This window comes from Streptomyces sp. NPDC050743 (assembly GCF_044456925.1).
GTDB lineage: Bacteria > Actinomycetota > Actinomycetes > Streptomycetales > Streptomycetaceae > Streptomyces.
Map to the genome: position 1 here is coordinate 14,603 of NZ_JBITGJ010000088.1, position 18,213 is coordinate 32,815.

At 69.9% G+C, this 18,213-nt stretch carries 23 protein-coding genes and 2 pseudogenes; 14 read left to right on the forward strand and 11 right to left on the reverse strand.

The genetic code is table 11. From position 1 onward, the window contains the following. Nucleotides 1-39 precede the first annotated feature (39 nt). Together ACIBJF_RS42390 and ACIBJF_RS42395 are read left to right on the forward strand one after the other, a co-directional pair. Nucleotides 40-462: a tyrosine-protein phosphatase gene (locus ACIBJF_RS42390; protein ID WP_399182294.1), complete on the forward strand. Its 423-nt coding sequence runs from the start codon at nt 40-42 to the stop codon at nt 460-462. A 20-nt stretch (nt 463-482) separates the two neighbouring features. Beyond that, nucleotides 483-968 carry a tyrosine-protein phosphatase gene (locus tag ACIBJF_RS42395; RefSeq protein WP_399182335.1) on the forward strand — a complete coding sequence of 162 codons (486 nt, stop codon included), beginning with the start codon at nt 483-485 and terminating at the stop codon, nt 966-968. On the opposite strand, the pseudogene ACIBJF_RS42400 reads toward ACIBJF_RS42395, so the two are convergent. From ACIBJF_RS42400 to ACIBJF_RS42420, 5 genes and pseudogenes are all read right to left on the reverse strand, one after another. Beyond that, a pseudogene (locus tag ACIBJF_RS42400) lies at nt 902-1,237 on the reverse strand (FAD-dependent oxidoreductase); the annotation flags it as partial. The gene ACIBJF_RS42395 and the pseudogene ACIBJF_RS42400 sit on opposite strands and share 67 nt — an antisense overlap. After that, nucleotides 1,189-2,346 (reverse strand): acetyl-CoA C-acetyltransferase, encoded by a 1,158-nt coding sequence (locus ACIBJF_RS42405; protein ID WP_399182296.1) that lies wholly within the window; start codon nt 2,344-2,346, stop codon nt 1,189-1,191. The gene ACIBJF_RS42405 and the pseudogene ACIBJF_RS42400, both read right to left, overlap by 49 nt. A 31-nt stretch (nt 2,347-2,377) precedes the next feature. Beyond that, entirely contained in the window at nt 2,378-2,965 is a 588-nt protein-coding gene (locus ACIBJF_RS42410) for a TetR/AcrR family transcriptional regulator (protein WP_399182298.1), read from the reverse strand. A gap of 42 nt (nt 2,966-3,007) precedes the next feature. Then, nucleotides 3,008-3,802 carry an SDR family oxidoreductase gene (locus ACIBJF_RS42415; protein WP_399182300.1) on the reverse strand — a complete coding sequence of 265 codons (795 nt, stop codon included), beginning with the start codon at nt 3,800-3,802 and terminating at the stop codon, nt 3,008-3,010. Between the two features lie 55 nt (nt 3,803-3,857). Beyond that, nucleotides 3,858-5,024 carry an acyl-CoA dehydrogenase family protein gene (locus ACIBJF_RS42420; protein ID WP_399182301.1) on the reverse strand — a complete coding sequence of 389 codons (1,167 nt, stop codon included), beginning with the start codon at nt 5,022-5,024 and terminating at the stop codon, nt 3,858-3,860. A gap of 46 nt (nt 5,025-5,070) precedes the next feature. Between ACIBJF_RS42420 and ACIBJF_RS42425 the strand changes: the two genes are divergently transcribed. Genes ACIBJF_RS42425 through ACIBJF_RS42435 form a run of 3 tightly spaced genes read left to right on the forward strand, consistent with a single transcriptional unit; the run spans nt 5,071 to nt 8,188 of the window. After that, nucleotides 5,071-5,943, forward strand: coding sequence for an enoyl-CoA hydratase (locus tag ACIBJF_RS42425; protein WP_399182303.1), 873 nt, complete (start codon nt 5,071-5,073; stop codon nt 5,941-5,943). After that, entirely contained in the window at nt 5,943-7,112 is a 1,170-nt protein-coding gene (locus tag ACIBJF_RS42430) for an acyl-CoA dehydrogenase family protein (protein WP_399182305.1), read from the forward strand. The genes ACIBJF_RS42425 and ACIBJF_RS42430 overlap by 1 nt, the downstream gene beginning before the upstream one ends. Continuing rightward, the gene (locus ACIBJF_RS42435; RefSeq protein ID WP_399182307.1) at nt 7,112-8,188 is read left to right on the forward strand and encodes an acyl-CoA dehydrogenase family protein; all 1,077 of its coding nucleotides are present in this window, start codon (nt 7,112-7,114) and stop codon (nt 8,186-8,188) included. The genes ACIBJF_RS42430 and ACIBJF_RS42435 overlap by 1 nt, the downstream gene beginning before the upstream one ends. A gap of 361 nt (nt 8,189-8,549) precedes the next feature. On the opposite strand, the gene ACIBJF_RS42440 is transcribed toward ACIBJF_RS42435, so the two are convergent. Together ACIBJF_RS42440 and ACIBJF_RS42445 are read right to left on the reverse strand one after the other, a co-directional pair. Beyond that, a complete protein-coding gene (locus ACIBJF_RS42440) occupies nt 8,550-8,780 on the reverse strand; it encodes a hypothetical protein (protein WP_399182309.1) in 231 nt (76 codons plus the stop codon). A gap of 1 nt (nt 8,781) precedes the next feature. After that, nucleotides 8,782-9,459 (reverse strand): DUF429 domain-containing protein, encoded by a 678-nt coding sequence (locus tag ACIBJF_RS42445; RefSeq protein ID WP_399182311.1) that lies wholly within the window; start codon nt 9,457-9,459, stop codon nt 8,782-8,784. A gap of 474 nt (nt 9,460-9,933) precedes the next feature. Here ACIBJF_RS42445 and ACIBJF_RS42450 point away from each other — a divergent pair, with 474 nt between their 5' ends. Both ACIBJF_RS42450 and ACIBJF_RS42455 read left to right on the forward strand, forming a co-directional pair. Continuing rightward, on the forward strand, nt 9,934-10,074 hold the full coding sequence (locus ACIBJF_RS42450; protein ID WP_399182339.1) for a hypothetical protein: 141 nt from the start codon (nt 9,934-9,936) through the stop codon (nt 10,072-10,074). Nucleotides 10,075-10,518: 444 nt separating this feature from the next. Further along, nucleotides 10,519-10,671 (forward strand): DUF6247 family protein, encoded by a 153-nt coding sequence (locus ACIBJF_RS42455; RefSeq protein ID WP_399182313.1) that lies wholly within the window; start codon nt 10,519-10,521, stop codon nt 10,669-10,671. Nucleotides 10,672-11,045: 374 nt separating this feature from the next. Here ACIBJF_RS42455 and ACIBJF_RS42460 read toward each other — a convergent pair whose 3' ends face one another. Then, nucleotides 11,046-11,885: an SDR family oxidoreductase gene (locus ACIBJF_RS42460; RefSeq protein WP_399182315.1), complete on the reverse strand. Its 840-nt coding sequence runs from the start codon at nt 11,883-11,885 to the stop codon at nt 11,046-11,048. 92 nt (nt 11,886-11,977) lie between these two features. On the opposite strand from ACIBJF_RS42460, the gene ACIBJF_RS42465 reads away from it, so the two are divergent. Beyond that, entirely contained in the window at nt 11,978-12,349 is a 372-nt protein-coding gene (locus ACIBJF_RS42465) for a winged helix-turn-helix transcriptional regulator (protein ID WP_399182316.1), read from the forward strand. Here the strand turns inward: ACIBJF_RS42465 and ACIBJF_RS42470 are convergent. Further along, a pseudogene (locus ACIBJF_RS42470) lies at nt 12,326-12,869 on the reverse strand (transposase); the annotation flags it as partial. The gene ACIBJF_RS42465 and the pseudogene ACIBJF_RS42470 sit on opposite strands and share 24 nt — an antisense overlap. An 86-nt stretch (nt 12,870-12,955) precedes the next feature. Here ACIBJF_RS42470 and ACIBJF_RS42475 point away from each other — a divergent pair. The 5 genes from ACIBJF_RS42475 to ACIBJF_RS42495 all read left to right on the forward strand — a co-directional run bounded on the left by ACIBJF_RS42475 (nt 12,956) and on the right by ACIBJF_RS42495 (nt 16,671). After that, nucleotides 12,956-13,516, forward strand: coding sequence for a thaumatin family protein (locus ACIBJF_RS42475; protein ID WP_399182337.1), 561 nt, complete (start codon nt 12,956-12,958; stop codon nt 13,514-13,516). Nucleotides 13,517-13,641: 125 nt separating this feature from the next. Further along, a complete protein-coding gene (locus ACIBJF_RS42480; protein WP_399182318.1) occupies nt 13,642-14,490 on the forward strand; it encodes a glycoside hydrolase family protein in 849 nt (282 codons plus the stop codon). A gap of 131 nt (nt 14,491-14,621) precedes the next feature. Further along, nucleotides 14,622-15,050 (forward strand): septal ring lytic transglycosylase RlpA family protein, encoded by a 429-nt coding sequence (locus ACIBJF_RS42485; protein ID WP_399182320.1) that lies wholly within the window; start codon nt 14,622-14,624, stop codon nt 15,048-15,050. A gap of 40 nt (nt 15,051-15,090) precedes the next feature. Beyond that, the gene (locus tag ACIBJF_RS42490) at nt 15,091-15,435 is read left to right on the forward strand and encodes a hypothetical protein (RefSeq protein WP_399182322.1); all 345 of its coding nucleotides are present in this window, start codon (nt 15,091-15,093) and stop codon (nt 15,433-15,435) included. Nucleotides 15,436-15,642: 207 nt separating this feature from the next. Further along, entirely contained in the window at nt 15,643-16,671 is a 1,029-nt protein-coding gene (locus ACIBJF_RS42495) for a hypothetical protein (RefSeq protein WP_399182324.1), read from the forward strand. Between the two features lie 253 nt (nt 16,672-16,924). On the opposite strand, the gene ACIBJF_RS42500 is transcribed toward ACIBJF_RS42495, so the two are convergent. Together ACIBJF_RS42500 and ACIBJF_RS42505 are read right to left on the reverse strand one after the other, a co-directional pair. Then, the gene (locus tag ACIBJF_RS42500; protein ID WP_399182325.1) at nt 16,925-17,209 is read right to left on the reverse strand and encodes a hypothetical protein; all 285 of its coding nucleotides are present in this window, start codon (nt 17,207-17,209) and stop codon (nt 16,925-16,927) included. 291 nt (nt 17,210-17,500) lie between these two features. After that, nucleotides 17,501-17,647 (reverse strand): hypothetical protein, encoded by a 147-nt coding sequence (locus ACIBJF_RS42505; RefSeq protein WP_399182327.1) that lies wholly within the window; start codon nt 17,645-17,647, stop codon nt 17,501-17,503. A gap of 49 nt (nt 17,648-17,696) precedes the next feature. Between ACIBJF_RS42505 and ACIBJF_RS42510 the strand changes: the two genes are divergently transcribed. Further along, the gene (locus ACIBJF_RS42510) at nt 17,697-18,029 is read left to right on the forward strand and encodes a hypothetical protein (RefSeq protein WP_399182329.1); all 333 of its coding nucleotides are present in this window, start codon (nt 17,697-17,699) and stop codon (nt 18,027-18,029) included. The last annotated feature ends 184 nt before the right edge of the window (nt 18,030-18,213 follow it).

An 18,213-nucleotide genomic window follows, 5' to 3' on the forward strand; every position in this document is an offset into this window, starting at 1 on the left:
GCATCGCGCATCCCTTTCCCTCTGTCAGGAGTTGATCCCGTGCCTGCGGCCCGAATCCGCCGTACGGCCCGGGTCGTGCTCTGCGTCGTGGCCCTCGGCGCCCTGCCCGCCTACACGACGGCCGACACCACGGCACAGCGCGCCGTCTCGACCTCGTACGACGACACCGCCACCGTCCACCGCATCGCGCTCCAGGGCGCGGTCAACGTCCGTGACCTCGGCGGTTACCGCACCGACAAGGGCCGCCAGGTGCGCTACGGCCAGGTGTTCCGGTCCGACGCGCTCGGCAGGTCGACCGAGGCGGACGTCTCGACGCTCGCCGCGCTGAACCTGCGTACGGTCGTCGACTTCCGCGTGCCGCTGGAGGTGCAGCGCGACGGTGCCGACCGCCGCCCGGCCGGCGCGGCCTTGACCTCCCGCCCCGTGGACGACCTCGGTTGTACGCCACGACCCTGGCGGTGATCGGCTCCAAGGACCCGGTCATGCAGCAGGAGTTGCTCGGCGACGGGAGGGCGGAGGAGCTGATACGCTCCATCTACCGCATCTTCGTCACCAGCCCGGAGAACCGCACCCAGTTCGCCGCGACCCTGCGGAACCTCGCGGACAAGCGGTCCCCGCTGCTCTTCCACTGCACCTCCGGCAAGGACCGCACCGGCTGGCTGAGCTACCTCCTGCTGCGCGCCCTCGGCGTCCCGGAGACCACCGCCACCGGCGACTACCTGCTCTCCAACGACTTCCGCGCCGCGGCCGACCTCAGGACGCGCGACGTCGCTGTACGGCGGGAACTGCTCGTTGCCGGAGCGGTAGAGGAGGTAGTCGCCGGTCGGATAGGAGGTCTTGAAGGGGCACAGGGTGCCCTCGAAGACCGCGCCCATGCTGTCAGCCAGGCCAGGTTGGCGGCGCCGTCCGCGCAGAAGCGGCGCAGTACGGCGTCGGAGACGACCCCGGCGGTCTCCGCCCTGAGGTAGGCGTACATGGTCTCGGGGGTGTCCTCGACCCCGGCCGCCTTCTGCTGCGGGGTGCCTCCGCCCGCGTACACGACGCCGCCGCTGAGGGCGGTGGCGCCGCCGCCCGTGAAGCGGTCGAGGGCGAGTACGTCGGCACCGGCGGCCGCGGCCTGGACGGCCGCGGAGGCGCCGGCTCCGCCGAAGCCCACGACGACGACGTCGGTCTCGGAGTCCCAGCCTATCAGAGGCGCTCGATGATGGTGACGTTGGCCTGTCCGCCGCCCTCGCACATCGTCTGCAGGCCGAACCGCCCACCGGTGCGCTCCAGTTCGTGCAGCAGGGTGGTCGTCAGCTTGGTGCCGGTGGCGCCGAGCGGGTGGCCGAGGGCGATGGCGCCGCCGTTGACGTTGACCTTCTCCGGGTCGGCGCCCGTCTCCTTCAGCCACGCCAGCACCACGGAGGCGAAGGCCTCGTTGATCTCGACCAGGTCGATGTCGTCGAGCGTCATCCCGGCCTTCTTCAGGGCGTAGGCCGTGGCCGGGATGGGCGCGGAGAGCATGCGGATCGGGTCCTCGCCGCGCACGGAGAGGTGGTGGATGCGGGCGCGCGGGGTCAGCCCGTGCTCGCGTACGGCCCACTCGCTCGCGATGAGCATCGCCGAGGCGCCGTCGGAGACCTGGGAGGAGACGGCGGCGGTCAGCCGTCCGCCCTCGACGAGCGGCTTCAGCCCGGCCATCTTCTCCAGGCTGGTGTCAGCGCGCGGGCCCTCGTCGCGGGTGACGTCGCCGTACGCGACGGTCTCCCGGTCGAAGCGGCCCTCGTCGATGGCGCGGATCGCCCGCTGGTGCGAGCGCAGCGCGAACTCCTCCATGTCCGTACGGGAGATGTCCCACCGCTCGGCGATCAGTTCGGCGCCGTGGAACTGGTTGACCGGCTTGTCGCCGTAGCGGGCGCGCCAGCCCTCGGAGCCGGCGTACGGGCCCTCGGTCAGCCCGAGCGGAAGGGCGGCCTGACGGCTGGCGAAGGCGATGGGGATCTGCGACATGTTCTGCACGCCGCCCGCGACCACGAGGTCCTGGGTGCCGGAGAGCACACCCTGGGCGGCGAAGTGCAGGGCCTGCTGGGAGGAACCGCACTGGCGGTCGACGGTCACGCCGGGCACCTCCTCCGGCAGCCCGGCGGCGAGCCAGCAGGTGCGGGCGATGTCGCCGGACTGCGGCCCGACGGTGTCCAGGCAGCCGAAGACGACGTCTTCGACGGCGGCCGGGTCCACGTCCGAGCGGGCCATCAGCGCCTTCAGTACGTGGGCGCCGAGGTCGGCGGGGTGGACGGCGGCGAGTCCGCCGCCTCGCTTGCCGACGGGGGTGCGTATCGCGTCGACGATGTATGCCTCGGACATGCCTGCTGCTCCTTGTCTGTCGGTTCATGTGTCATTCGCGGACGGCGATGCCCTCCAGCACCATCGACAGGTACTGGCGGGCGATCTCCTCGGGACTGCGCCGTCCGCCCGGCTGGTACCAGGACGCGGCGACCCAGACGGTGTCGCGCACGAAGCGGTAGGTCAGCCGGGTGTCCAGGTCTGCGCGGAACTCCCCCTCGGCCACGCCGCGCTCCAGGGTTCCGAGCCACGCCTTCTCGAACTTCTGCTGGGAGTCGGCGAGGTAGTGGAAGCGCGGCTGGCTCTGGAGGTGCTTGGACTCCTTCTGGTAGATGGCGACGGCGGCGAGATGCCGGTCGATCCCCCGGAAGGACTCGGTGACGAGGGCCTCGAGGGTCTCCCGTGGACCGAGCCCGGCGGCCAGCACGGCGTCGTACCGGCCCCACAGTTCGTCCAGGAAGGTGGAGAGGATCTCGTCGAGCATCGACTCCTTGGAGTCGAAGTGGTAATAGAGGCTGCCCGCGAGCATCCCCGCCTCGTCTGCGATCTTGCGGACGGTGGTGGCGTTGTAGCCCTGCGCGGCGAACACGTCGGCCGCGGTCGCCAGCAGTTCCTCGCGCCGCTCGGGCGACGGGGTCACGGTGGTCTTCTTGCTGTTCTTCGGCGCCGGGTCATTCTCGCCTCAGGGATGCTGGCTGCTGACCGAGAGGATCTCTCCGGTCAGGTACGAGGAGTAGCCGCTGGCCAGGAAGACGATGACGTTGGCCACCTCCCACGGCTCCGCGTAGCGGCCGAAGGCCTCACGGGAGGTCAACTCCTCCAGCAGTTCGGGCGTGGTGACTTTCACCAGGTGCGGATGCATGGCCAGGCTCGGCGACACGGCGTTGACCCGTACGCCGTACCCGGCGGCCTCCAGCGCCGCACACCGGGTCAGGGCCATCACCCCGGCCTTGGCCGCGGCGTAGTGCGCCTGTCCCTTCTGCGCCCTCCAGCCGATCACCGAGGCGTTGTTGACGACGACTCCCCCGCCGCCCGCCGCCCTCATCCGGCGCAGCGCGGCCCGGGTGCAGCGGAAGGTCCCGTTGAGGGTGACGTCGAGGACCTTGTCCCACTGCTCGTCGGTCATGTCGACGAGGTTCGCGGTGCCGCCGAGCCCGGCGTTGTTCACCACGATGTCGAGCCTGCCGTGGCGTTCCTCGGCGAGGTCGAACAGGGCGCCGACCTGGGCCTCGTCGGTGACGTCGCAGGGCAGCGACGCCACCCGGTCCGCACCGAACTCGGCCGCCAGCTCGGCCTCGGACTCCTTCAGCCGGCGGGCGTGCGCGTCGGATACGACGACGTCGGCGCCCTCCTCCAGCAGCCGCCGCGCGGTGGCCCCACCGATGCCGGCGCCCGCGGCGGCGGTGACGACGGCGGTGCGGCCGGCGAGCAGGCCGTGGCCCGGCACATACGGCGGGTGCGCGGTGGGTGTGGTCACGGGCGGGCCTCCTCGGGCGGGCCGGGCACATACGGCGGTGGCGCGGTCGGCGTGATCACGCTCGGGCCTCCTTCGGCAGGCCGAGGACGCGCTCGGCGATGATGTTGCGCTGGATCTCGTTCGACCCGGCGTAGATGGTGTCGGCGCGGGAGAAGAGGAACAGCCGCTGCCAGTCGGTGAGGTCGTACGGCTCACCGGCCGCGAGCATGCCGTCGGCGCCGCAGACGTCCATGGCGAGTTCGCCCAGCTCGCGGTGCCAGGTGGACCAGAAGATCTTCCCGATGGACGCCTCGGGACCCGGCGCGCCCGCCGCCACGCCTTCCAGCATCCGCAGGGCGTTGAACCGTATGGTCTCCAGGCCCACCCAGACCCGGGCGAGCCGGTCGCGGATCAGCGGGTCGGAGCCCGCGCCGTTGCGCTTGGCCAGCTCGACGACGGCCTCCAGCTCGCGGCGGAAGCCGACCTGCTGGCCGAGGGTGGAGACCCCGCGCTCGAAGCCGAGGGTGGCCATGGCCACCTTCCAGCCGTCGCCCGGGGCGCCCACGATGTTCCCGGCGGAGGTGCGGGCCCGGTCGAAGAACACCTCGTTGAACTCGCAGGTGCCGGTCAGCTGGGTGATCGGCCGGACCTCCACACCGGGCTGGTCCAAGGGCACCAGCAGGTAGGACAGCCCCTGGTGCCGGGTGGAGCCCGGCTCGGTGCGGGCGACGAGGAAGCACCAGTCGGACTCGTGCGCCAGTGAGGTCCAGATCTTCTGGCCGGTGACGACCCAGTCCTCGCCGTCCCGCTCGGCCCGGGTGCGCACGTTCGCCAGGTCGGATCCGGCGTCCGGCTCGCTGTAGCCCTGGCACCACAGTTCCTCCACGGCCACGATCGGCGGGAGGAACCGCTCACGCTGCTCGTGTGTGCCGAAGGCGATCAGGGTGGGACCGAGGAGCTGTTCGCCGATGTGGTTCACGCGGGCGGGGGCGTCCGCGAGCGCGTACTCCTCGTGGAAGGCGACCTGCTGTTCCAGGCTCGCTCCCCGGCCGCCGTACTCCTTCGGCCAGCCCACGCAGGTCCATCCGGCGGCGGCCATGTGCCGCTCCCAGGCCAGGCGTTCGGCGAAGGCCTCGTGCTCCCGGCCCGGTCCGCCGCTCCCGCGCAGGTCCGCGAACTCACCTGTCAGGTTGACCCGCAGCCAGGCGCGGATCTCGGCGCGGAGCTCCTCGACGCTGCTCATGGCCGTACGTTAACCTACCAAACACTTGTTAGGGAAGGAGGGTCCGATGTCCGCTGCCCACGACGGAGCCCAGGCGCCGGTGCTCTATGAGAAGCGGGGCCCGGTCGCGACCGTCACCATGAACCGGCCCGACTACCGCAACGCCCAGAACTCGGCGATGACGTACGCCCTGGACCGCGCCTTCTACCGCGCGACCGACGACGACGAGGTCAAGGTCGTCGTCCTCGCCGGCGCGGGGAAGCACTTCTGCGCCGGACACGACATCGGCACCCCGGAACGGGACGCCCATCTTCCGTTCGACCGCAAGGCCGGGCTGTGGTGGGATCACTCGGACAAGGCGGGCGCCGAGAGCCGCTTCGCCCGCGAGTCCGAGGTCTACCTCGGCATGTGCCGCCGCTGGCGCGAGTTGCCCAAGCCGGTGATCGCCTCGGTGCAGGGCGCGTGCGTCGCGGGCGGGCTGATGCTCGCCTGGGTCTGCGACCTGATCGTCGCCTCCGACGACGCGTTCTTCGCCGACCCGGTGGTGCGCATGGGCATCCCCGGAGTCGAGTACTTCGCCCACCCGTGGGTGATGCCGCCGCGGATCGCCAAGGAGTTCCTCTACACCGGCGACCGGATGAGCGCGCAGCGGGCGTACGAGGTCGGCATGGTCAACCGGATGGTGCCGCGCGAGGAACTGGCCGACCGCACTGCGGAGTTGGCGGAGCGTATCGCCGAGATGCCGCGCATGGGCCTGGCGTTGACCAAGCGCGCGGTCAACCAGGCGGAGGACTTGCAGGGGTTGCACACCGGGCTGGACTCGGTCTTCGGGCTGCACCACGTCGCCCACGCGCACAACGCCGAGACCGGCAAGGACTCCCTCGGCGGCATGGACATCCGCGCCATGCGCGAGGCCGGCCAGAAGGAGGCGAGGGCCTGATGGACCTGGACTTCACCGCCGCCGAGGACGCCTTCCGTGCCGACGCGCGCGCCTGGCTCGCCGCCCATGTCCCCGACGCCCCGCTGCCCTCCCTGGAGACGGCCGAGGGCTTCGCGGCGCACCGGGAGTGGGAGCGCACGCTGTCCGCCGACCGCTGGTCGGTGGTCTCCTGGCCCGAGGAGTACGGCGGCCGGGGAGCCTCGATCCTGCAGTGGCTGATCTTCGAGGAGGAGTACTACGCCGCCGGCGCGCCCGGACGCGTCAGCCAGAACGGCATCAACCTCCTCGCCCCCACCTTGTTCGAGCACGGCACGGCCGAGCAGCGCGCCCGCGTCCTGCCGGCCATGGCGAGCGGCGAGGTGATCTGGGCCCAGGCCTGGTCCGAACCGGAGGCCGGCTCGGACCTCGCCTCGCTGCGCTCCACCGCGGTGCGGACCGACGGCGGCTGGCTGCTGAACGGCCAGAAGACCTGGTCGTCACGGGCCGCGTTCGCCGACCGTGCCTTCGGCCTGTTCCGCAGCGAGCAGGGCACCGCCAAGCCGCATCAGGGCCTGACGTACGTGATGTTCCCGCTGGACGCGAAGGGCGTGACCGTACGGCCCATCGGGCGGCTCGACGGCAAGCCCGCCTTCGCCGAACTCTTCCTCGACGACGTCTTCGTGCCCGACCGGGACGTCATCGGCGAGCCCGGACAGGGCTGGCGGGTGGCGATGAGCACGGCGGGCAACGAGCGCGGGCTCACCCTGCGCAGCCCCGGCCGCTTCACCGCGTCCGCCGACCGCCTCACCGCCCTGTGGCGCGAGGGGGCCGACCCCGCCGACACCGCGCTGCGCGACCGGGTGGCCGACGCGGTGATCGGCGCCCGCGCCTACCAGTTGTTCACCTATGCCAACGCCTCCCGCCTCGCCACGGGGGGATCGATCGGCGCGGAGTCGAGCCTCAACAAGATCTACTGGTCCGAGCTGGACATCGCGCTCCACGAGACCGCCCTCGACCTGCTCGGCCCCTACGGCGAACTCTCCGAAGAGGCCGACGAGGCGCCCGCCCACGGCAGTTGGGCCGAGGGCCACGTCTTCTCCCTCGCCGGTCCCATCTACGCCGGGACCAACGAGATCCAGCGCGACATCATCGCCGAGCGGCTGCTCGGCCTGCCGAAGGGACGCCGGTGATGCGGTTCCTCCTCGACGACGAGCAGCGGGAGTTCGGCCGTACGCTGGACGACCTGCTGACCACCGCCGGCACTCCGGCGATCGCCCGGGCCTGGGCGGCCGGCGACACCGCGCCCGGCCGCGCCCTGTGGGCCCGACTGGCCGAGACCGGCGTCTTCGCCCTCGCCGTACCCGAACGCCACGACGGCCTCGGCCCTCTCCCCCTCGAACTCACCGTCGCCTTCACCGAACTGGGCCGCCACGCGGTACCGGGCCCGGTGGTGGAGACGGTGGCCGTGGCCGCCCTCCTCGACCACTTGGACGACGGTGACGTGACGGGAACGTGGCTCCCGCAGATCGCGGCAGGCAAGGCGGTCGTCTCTCTTTGCACGCAGAGCAAGAGCGATGCCGCCGAGGGGACCGGGGAACTGCGCGGGCAACCCCCCACCACCCGCAGACGGCCTCGAACCCCACGCACCCCTGAACCGGCCGGCCCCTACGCCCTCGACGCCGACGCTGCCGACGCCGTCTTCGTCGTCGACGGCGACATCCTGCGCCTGGCCGACGGACACGGCCCCGTCCAGCCGTCCCTCGACCCGGCCCGCCGCCTGGCCCGACCCCACGGCGGGACCGTCCTCGCCCAAGGGCCTCACGTTCTCGCCGCAGCCGCTCGCGCCGCCGATGTCGCCGCGCTGGCCACCGCCGCCCAGTCCCTCGGGCTGGGCCGCGCCCTCCTCGCCCACACCGTCGACCACGTCCGCCGGCGCACCCAGTTCGGCGTCGCCATCGGCTCCTTCCAGGCGGTCAAGCACCGCCTCGCCGACACACTCCTCGCCCTGGAGTTCGCCCAGCCGCTGCTGCACGCCGCGGCCCTCGCGCTGGCCGCGGAAGATCCGGCCGCCGGCCGGGAGATCGCCGCGGCGAAGGTCACCGCGGGTGAGGCGGCGTACACGGCGGCCCGCGCCGCCCTGCAACTCCACGGCGCCGTCGGCTACACCGACGAGCTCGACCTCGCCCTGTGGATGCGCAAGGCGCGCCCCCTCCGGGACGCCTGGGGCACCCCCGCCGCCTGCCGCGCCCGCGTCCTCGCCGCCTGAGAGCCCCGTCACCGTCGCTCTGCCGGGCACCCCGGGCGAGCGAGCCGTCGCACCCCGACGCGACACGGCACCCAGGTAGTGCAGTCGGCGATGTACGCGCCGCTGGGCCCGCCGCTGTCCGAGCTGTTCGGCGCCTGGGTCCGCCACACCGGCGCCTCCCCTGGGCTACCGGCTCGCCGCCCTGATCGGCGACGGGTTCACCCCGCAGTTCGCCGGCAGCCTGCTGTCCGCCTCGGGAGGCGTCTCCAGCACGCCGCGGAGCCACCGGTGCCTCGCGACCCCCGCGTGAGCACGCATGTCCGCTCGAAACGCTCCAGGCCCATTCCGCTGTCCGCGGCACAGCCGCGCAGGTTGTCGAGGGTCAGGGCCCCTGGTCGCTGAGCAGCAGATCGTGCATCTGCCGCAAACGCACCTGCAGGGCCGCCGGCTCCGCGGCCTGGGCGGCGAGCCGTGCGTGGACGTGGGCATCGGTCAGCGGAAGATGCCGCCACACATACCGCACGTCCCCGAAGTCCCCGAGCAGTTCACGGACGACCGGCTCCGCCTGTCCGCAGCGCGACTGTCGATCGGCGCAGCAGTACGTGGTGTCCACGTCAATAACGAATCTCGATGAGACGGCCCTCCACGTCCGACTCGGGCACCGTGGGAACCCGCTCCGCGATCCCGCGTGCGATCCGGTGCGCCGACCAGGCGGCGACAGTGGCATCGAGTACATCGTCCACGGCGATCCGATCAGCCTCGCCGAGTTCCTCCGGGAGCACGATTCCGGCCCCGGCCAGCAGTGCGCGGCGCAGATTCTGGCCGCGCCACGTCTTCTTGGCGTACGCCAGTGGCACCCCGCCGGCCAAAGCCGAGAAGGACACCTCGGGATGCACCTCGTGGATGCGCTCATCGGCGAGCCAGCACGCCCGAGCCTCCAGCAGTTTCGGTGCCAGCCCCCACGCCTGCCGGCTCAGCCGACCACCGGTGAGCTCCCGGCAGCGGTTTGCGGCCGCCGCATAATCGGCCTCCTGCCATGCGGGCCTCGGCGCGATGAGGAAAACGCTGCTCCGTCGCGTCCCAAGCAGCGCTCTGGCCGCGAGATCAGCGCCACGCCAGCCCTTCTCGACAAGCCCCAGCGGCATGTCCACCGCGATCGTCCCCACCGCACCGGCACGCTCGATCAGCGTATCGAGGGATACGGCCACCAGGCTTTGCGCGTACGCGCCGTCCGTGAGCCGGATCCCCACCCACCCCTGCTTACCGCAGGCATCGATCCCCAGGACGTCCATCCCACCACACACCGACTCGCACCGAGAAGTAAGGGCACATCCACTGCCGACCACGTACGGGCGGCAGTCGCGACAGGTCGATCATGCTGACAGGACCGTCCACCCGACAGACCAGCGACGCGCCCGGCCCGGGCGGGCGCAGCACTCCACCGCCGCTTCCTCTACACCTACGGCCCCAGTCTGTGCGGGACCTGCGCCGACAGGGAGGAGCAGATCACGACAGAGTGTGGTCAGCACGAAGTCAGCACGGGAGTCAGCACCGCACCATCAAATCACCCCGAACTGTGCGTCCCGGACGGCACTCGTTTCGACCACCTTCGAGCCCCTGAACCGCCCTTCCGTGAGCCAGCATGGTGGCCGCACGCATAGCCAACTCCCAAACTATGGTGCCCCACCACATGTGCGCCTGACCTGCGTGTTTCTACGGTGTGCCGACACGTACCCGTCCCCACCGCACACGAGGAAGTGGCGCACATGGCATCCGAAGCAACATCCGCTCCCCCAACCCCCGCCAGTCTCCCCCGTATCGTCGCCGCCAGCCTCATCGGCACCACCATCGAGTGGTACGACAACTCATTCGGTCAGAGCTACGACCTGCTGCTTTCCCGCCATTGACTCGCCGAGGTCAGCACCGAACCAGCACCGGAAAACCTCGTGCTGGGTGGGCAATGCACACGTGCCCGATCCGGCTGGCTGCGGGCCCGACGACAGCCATCAAAGATCGTCACTCACCGTAGCCCGCCCTGCCGGACAGTGAAGTAGTGGTCGCCGTCGGCACAGTCGACGAAGTCGGACCAGGTCGGCAGGAGGCCGTCGACATCGCTCGGACGTAAGACGAACGCCGCCGAGTCCGGCCAGGACGATGGCGCGGGTGCGCCGGCGGGTTGCCTGGCACGCGCAGGTCCAGGCAACCCACGACCGTCCTCGGAGTGCAGGCCGGCGAGGCGGAAGATCGCTTGGCTGACCGGTCGCCGCGGGCAGCGGCCACTGAGTGAGGTGCCTGCGCTGTGCCAAAGCGTGGAGCCCCGGCTGGAGCGCCACCGTTGAGTGCTGCGGTGGGTGCCGGCCTTCGAGCGTGAGTGGGCGGCGGCGCTGGAGGAGTCGCGCCGGACGTTCTCCCTCGCCGGGCTGTGCGAGGTCGTCCAGGTGTGGCAGGCCCGCGTCGCCTCCGCCCCCAGCAGCCGACGCGTTCCTCGACTCCGGCCGGGATGAGACCGCCTTCGTGGGCCTGGAGGAGATCCGGAGCAGATGCCGGTGATCGGACAGCCGTGATGGATCGGCCGTTACGACTGCGCGCAGCAGGAACGGCTCCGCCGCGATGCCGGATACCGGTGGACCGAAGTTGGTGGACATCAGCCGTGGTTGGCAAGCGCAGCCGTGCGAGCTTCAGACGTGACTCTGTGCGGTCGACGGTGTGCGGCACTGCGTGGCTGGCCCTGCGACGGTCTGTTCTGTAGGGCCTGCCCTGAGGGCCGCCTGCGCGGCCCAGTACCTCGCGCGCCGACGACGGTGGCACTACGGAGGTGGGCAGCCTCGTGCGGCCGCAGCCGCACGAGGCTGCCCTGGTGCTTCAGTTGGGTTGCGCCTCAGCGGAAAACGGCGATGTTGCGGGCGACCCAGCCGTCGAAGGGGCGCGGGGCGCGGCCGAGGACTCGTTCCACGTCCGGGCTGATCCGCAGTTCGGCGGGGTTCGGGGCGGAGATGATGTCCAGGGTGTCGTCGGCGAGTTCCGCCGGCACGAACCGGGTCATCGTGGCCTTGGCCTCGTCGCGGGTGAGTTCGTGGAACCGTACAGGCGAGCCGAGCGCGGCGGCGATCGCCTCCGCCTGCTGACGCGGCGTGATGACCTCCGGCCCGGTCAGCTCGTAGACCCCGCCGGTATGCCGGTCGTCCAGCAGGCAGGCCGCCGCGACCTCGGCGATGTCCGCCGGGTCAATGACCGGCACCCCTACGTCGCCGAAGGGCGCGGCGACCGTCCCTTGCGTGCGGACGGACTCCGCCCAGGCCAAGGCGTTGGAGGCGAAACCGCCCGGTCGCAGGACGACCCAGTCCAGGCCGGACTCCCGCAACGCGTCCTCCACCGCGCGCATAGCGACCCGCGACGGGCCGAGCGGCCTGGTCGCCACGCCCTGCGAAGACAGCAGGACGACCCGGCGGACCCCACTGGCCGCGGCCAGGCCGATGATGTCGGCCGGCCTGGCTTCGGGGGCGTGCAGGTCTCCGGACAGCAGGAGGAACAGGGCCTTCACCCCGTCCAACGCGGGTGTGAGGCTTGTCAGCTCGGCCAGGTCCGCCGTCACATGCCGGACTCCGTCCGGCATCGCCACCGCGTGCCGCGACACCGCCGTCACCTGCTCGCCCGCCTCGGCCAGGGCCTGCGTCAAAGGTCGGCCCACATTCCCGGTAGCCCCGGTCACCACGATCATGTTCAGCTCCTAGTCCGTTGTGCACTGCGGTAATTGACGCTAGGAGGCGGGCTTACTTTTCGTAAGAACGTACCCAGAGGTAAGCTCCCGACATGAAGGGCGGTGCGCAGCTGACGCAGGCTGAGATAGGCAATCGGTATGAGGTTTTTCACACCGACTGCCCCGCGCGAAACGTGGTCGACCACGTGACCAGCAGATGGGGTATCTGGGTGCTGATCTCCTTGCGGAGCAACGACCTTCGGTTCCACGAGCTGCGCGACAGCATCCAGGGCATCAGCGAGAAGATGCTCGCTCAGACCCTGCGCACGCTGGTCCAGGACGGCTTGATCTGGCGGGAGGTGGAGCCGACGACGCCGCCCCAGGTCACCTACGGGCTGTCCGAGTTCGGTCAGGACGTCAGCGAGCCGCTGACGGACTTGTTCAACCGGATCACACAGCGGCTACCGCCGCGCAGCCCGGGATAGTGCGGTAGTGGTCGGCCTCGAAGGCGAATCCAGTGTGACCTGGTGACCTACGTTGATGCGTCGGCAGTAACCGGCGACACTGTCGAGGATCTGCTCGGCGGTCTTGTGCCATACGTACGGGCGGGGGTCCGCGTTCCAGTCCTTGATCCAAGCGCGGATCTGGCGTTCGAGGGCGGGGACGGAGCGGTGGACGCTGCGCTGGAGCTTCTGGCAGGTCAGCTCGCAGAACCACCGCCCGACCAGGTTCAGCCAGGACGAGCCGGTCGGGGTGAAATGCAGGTGGAACCGGGGGTGGGCCAGCAGCCACTTGCGGACCGGCTCGGTCTTGTGGGTGCCGTAGTTGTCCACGATCAGGTGCGCATCCAGGCCCACCGGGACGCTCCGGCGGGTCGAGATGCAGGCCCACCACGTCGTGGACCTTGTCCACGAAGAACGGGTCGGTGGACAGCTTGAACGACTCGGCACGGTGCGGCTTGAGACCGAAGGCCCGCCAGATCCTCGACACCGTCGACTGCGACATGTCGGCCCGCCGCCGCCGCACCGGCTGCCGCTGCGGCGATCGACCACACGGTCACGTTCGTCAACAGCACCGGCAGGAAGATCTGGATCGGCAGCGCTGTCAACGCCGACGGGTCGAAGAACCTCGACAAGCTGCCGATCCTGGAGCCCGGCCAGTCGGCGACGGTGACCGTTCCCGAGACGACGGCGCCCGGCTACTGGCGCGGAAAGTTCTTCGTGCGCATGGGATGTACCGGGACACCGGGGAGCAACTTCCACTGTACGGTCGGGGACTGCGGCAACTTCGCCGACCATTGTGCCAAGGACACCGGAGAACAGCCCGCCAGCCTCGCGGAGTTCAACTTCGACTCCAAGGACGCTGTCGCTCCCTGGTACGACGTGAGCTACGTGAACGCGTTCTCGGTGCCGATCACGATCGCCCCCCAGAACGTGAGCCCCGGCGCTGGCAGGTGCGACACGGTGGGCTGCGCGAACAGCCTGCTGCCGAACTGCCCCGCGGGCAATCTGACGCGCTGGCGGACGGCAAGCCGATGCTGTGCACCAATCCCAACCGGGACGCCAAGACCGCCTACAGCGACATGGTCGCCTCCCATTGCCCGAAGGCCTATGGGTGGTCCCGGCAGGACCAGGAGCCAGGCAACAAGGTGATGCAGCAGTGCAGCAAGTGCAGCGGCTTCGTCGTGACCTTCCACCGCGCCTCGTGACCGCGGCCCAAGCGGTCCCCCTAGCCGTGCACGCGGGTTGACGAGCGGCCGGATGAAAAGGAAGAAGTGATGCGAAAAGCACCCAACTTACGTGGTCTCGCCGTGATTCTGGCGGCTCTGACCCTGCTCGCGTTCGGCAATCATGCCGGCACGCCCACCGACGCGGTGAACGCGTCCTCCGCCACGGTGAAGAAGAAGGGCGTCAGCGCCTGGAACTTCACCGGCGTCACCAACGCGCTGGCCGACTCGAAAGCCGGTTGGTTCTACACCTGGTCCTCCGGCAAGCAGCAGATCACGCCCCCGTCCGGCGTCGAATTCGTGCCCATGATCTGGGGCAAAGGCTCGGTGACCGATGCGGAACTCGGCCAGGCCGAACAGCAGGGCAAGACCCTGCTCGGGTTCAACGAACCCGATATGCCGGGGCAGGCCGACCTGACTATGCCGCAGGCGCTCGATCTGTGGCCCCGGCTGCAGTCGACCGGGATGCGGCTCGGAGCGCCCGCTGTCGCCACCGGAGCCGACGTCGCAGACGGCTGGCTCGACCGCTTCATGAAGGGCGCCGCCAGCCGTCACTACAAGGTCGACTTCATTCCCCTGCACTGGTACGGCGGGGACTTCGACGCCACGCATGCGACAACCCAGCTGCGGAACTACCTCCAGGCCGCCTACAACCGCTACAAGAAGCCGATCTGGCTCACCGAGTACGCAATGATCGACTTCTCCACCGGCACGCCGAGGTATCCGACACAGGCACAGCAGGCCGCGTTCGTGGAGCAGTCGACCGCCATGCTGCAAGGGCTGCCGTTCGTCGAACGGTACGCATGGTTCACCCTCTCCACCAGCCGCGGAGGCGGCACCGGGCTCTACAACGGTGCGATGGCCAACGAGGTGGGCGCCGCCTATCGCGCGGCCGGCTGAGAAATAGTTCCCCACCTCCATCCGGCAACAGCCGTGCCGGTTCTCGCATGCCGCCACGGACAAGGAGCACATCACTCCCTTCACCGATCCACCACGACCTGAAACAACGCCACATGAAACGAGGAGCGAGCATGAGCAAGCGAACGCTCTACGTCCCACTGGCCACAGGAGCCGTGGCGCTGACCGCCATACTGGCGCTCTCTCCGGCGAGTTCGGCCGCACCCAGCGCCCCGCAGGCCGGAACCTGCTGGGCGACGCACTACGGTCCCATGCCCCCCGGAGCCCTCACGGCCAGCGGCGAGGTCTTCGACAACAACAAGAACACCGCGGCGACCTCGCTGACACGCAATCCGCAACTGCCGTTCGGGACCCGCGTGAAGGTGACCAACGTCGCCAACGGCAAGTCCCTCGTCGTGCGCATCAACGACCGCGGCACCTTCCAGCAGACGCCGCAGGAACCGAAGTGCCTCGACCTGACCGACGGTGCCTTCAGCCGGCTCGGCGGCAGCCTCAACCCCGACGCCGGCCATATCGTGGTGCAGCAGAAGGTCCTGAACTGATCCCGGGCTCTCGATCCACTGCCACCAGAAGGAGAGCCTCATGACCACCATCAGGCACAAGACGGTAGTCGGACTGGCCGCACTCGCGGCCGGCCTCGGCCTCGTCTCTGTCGCCGCCCCCGCCGGGGCGGTCGCCCCCGCGGGCCCCGTCATCCACCGCTGCGACGTCAACCACATCACTCCCACGAGCCATCTCTTCGTCCGGCTCCAGACCGGTGACGAGGGACTCTGCTTCACCGGCCAGGGCACCACGACGGACGTCCAGAACCTGACCCCGTTCGAAGCGATCAGCCTCAAGCCCGCCGACGGCAAGATCATGCAGGTGACCGTCACCTACGTATGCACCCATGGGTACCTTCGCGAATACCGGTCAGGGCACTTGTGACTGACCGCGGTAGTTGGCCCTTGAGCACGCTACTTGGCCCCCGTTCGCGATAGGTGGCCCACGCGATAGCCGCAGGGACATGCTGAGCTGGGGGTTTCTGGGTTCACGATGGTCTGCGGCATGCAGCGCCCTGACTGCCAGGTGGTTCGCGTCGTCCGGATCGCACATGATCGAACCTCTGTGGACTCGACGGTGGGGTGGTGTGGTGTGGGGGACTGGCGGACCGATCCCGCGTTCGCGATGTGCGGGGCTCTGGTGGACGGGGCAGATCTGGCCTCGTTCGCGGGAGGCCCGTACGACATCCGGGCTGTGGCGGCGACCATCCGGCCCGAGACCAGCGACGGAGCCGTCCTCGACGACCTTCCCTGGGGGAACTTCCCTCACGGGGAGCAGACCCGGGATGCCGTTCGCCTGCTGCGCACCGGCGACGGGTCCGCACGTAACGCGATGGGTGTGCTGATCGGCATGTGCGCCGACGACAGCCGGGCCGCCGCAGCTCTCGCCGTACCGTTCCTGATCCGGATCGCCACCGACCCCCACCATCCACACCGAGCCGACGCCCTCGGCGGTCTCGCCGCCCCGGCCCGCGCCCGCCACTTTGGTGCCGCCTCCCGCGACGAACTCCTCCTCCACCGCTCCGGCCCCCAGCAGCACGTCCTCGACGACTACGACGACTACGGCGTCGAGGTGACCGGCTACCCGGCGGGCTGGTCGGTGGCCGCCGCCCGAGCCGCGATCACCGCCGGAACCCCCGTGCTCCTGCCCCTCCTCAACGACTCCGACCCCGCCATGCGCATCGGCGCCTCCTACGCTCTCGCCACCGCGGCCGACCCCGGCCATACGGTCCGACGCGCCTTCGCCACCCGGTTCGCCAAGGAGCAGGACCCCGTGGCCATGGCCGCCTTGGTTCTCGCCACTGCAGAGACGACTCGTGCCCACCCGCACCGGCCGGACACCGCGTGGATCCGCGAGCTGTGGCAGGACCGGGCACAGGCCCCCGAAGTCCGCCTTGCCGCCGCAATCGGCTGGCTCTGCCTCACCGACGAACCCGCCCCCGCCGCCCTGCAGACCACCGTCGACGCCCTGGCCACTGAAGAGCGCGCCCGCGCCATGGACGTGCTGCCCTGGATGACCGCCGTCGGTTGCGGCGAGCCGGGGCTCCTGCGCTGCGTCCACCGCATGCTCCACCCGGAAGAGCCCGAACCGTACGACGACCCCTGGGCCCCACTGCCCTGAACGACGAGCGGCCGGCCCTCGACCATGTCGCCCGCGCACCTGCACGCGTTCTGTGCATCGCAGTTGTCTTTCGGGGCCCACTACCGTGCTCAGTCACAATTCCGGTCCCACCTGCTGTGACTGGGCGCTCCGGTTGGCGTCTCTCGGCAAGTGCGGCGCTCAGTTCGGCGAGTAGATGGGCGGTGTACTTCGTCACCACGGGCGTTGCGGTGATCCGCCCCGTGAACGGTTCCATGCGTGGCAGGAGAAGTGGTCAGCCAACGCCCAACCAGGTCACGACAGCCAGAACGAGTGGGACGGGACACGCCACCGCAGTCAGCAACAGCCGACGTCCTTCCGGCGTCATGCGACGCACCGCGGGGACAAAGGCCAGCGCGGCAAGCAGTGCGGCACCGCCGGCCACGCCTGCCGCGTACTCCCCGAGCAGACCCCCGACGGCCGTCCCTTCCGCCGCTCCCCACAGTGCGATCATGCTGACCAGGAAAGTCAGCCATGCCATCGACAGGACCGTGGCAGCGCCGAGCAGAGCTGTCAGCAACGTGACCCCTGGACGGGCTGCAGCCAACGGGGTCGCCTTCCACGGGCTGTAGAGCCTCGCATAAGTCTGAGGATTCATGAGCCGATGATCGTCGGCAGCCCTCGTGCACTTCATGAGGCGCTCTACTCAATCAACCGCGTAGACGTACTCACTCTCGCCTGCTATAGGCACCATCTTAAGTGCGCAGGTCAGAAGAGGCAGAGTGCCCGGAGAGTCCTCATGACCTCTCTGAGGCTCTGAGCACCTATCTCGCGAACGGTGCCACTTGGGCGCTCAGTCACGCCTCCTCGATCAACGTTCTTCACCGACCAGCTCCGGCGTCAGGTCACCACGAACCCGACGGACACGCGGCCGGTGCCGGTAACGACCGAACTCCAGCCTCGCCTGATCAGACTCGATCTCCAACACCACCTCAGGAATGACCGGCAGGAAGCGCACGGGACTTCATCCACCCGAGAGCGCGCCGACCCACTCGAGGGCCTGCTCAATGTCCTCGGTCGACGGAACAGCGCGCAGAGATTCCGGCCCGCCGTCGAGCAGACGCAGCAACTCGGTGCGCCGCTCGGCATACGAGCGCGGCCGCCAGTCGTTGTCGCCGACGGCCGAGGACGTCGAACAGGGCGACGTGAACGGTGAAATCGGCGCCACGCAGCGGGCCGCTGCGGCCGGCCCGGCTTTGCAGGCGGTCGAAGGCCACGCCGGTGCCGTCGTTGAGGACGGCGACGACGCGGCCCTCGTCAGGTCCGATCTTGATCCGTCGGAGCATCTTGGTCTGGAAGGCTGTCAGTGGAGGGCGGTGGCCAACTGCCGCTCCACCTAGGCGGCCTCCTGGCGCTCCCGTTCGGCGAAGGCCATCTGGTTCCGCGCGAGGCCCTGGAAACCAGTTACGCATAACTTGACTATGCATAAGGAGCCGTAAATTAACTACTGCCGGTCTTGATCTTGCTGTCGTACTCGTCGATCACGTGTTGCAGGGCTTCGAGTGAGCGCGGCGGGTGGGTCCT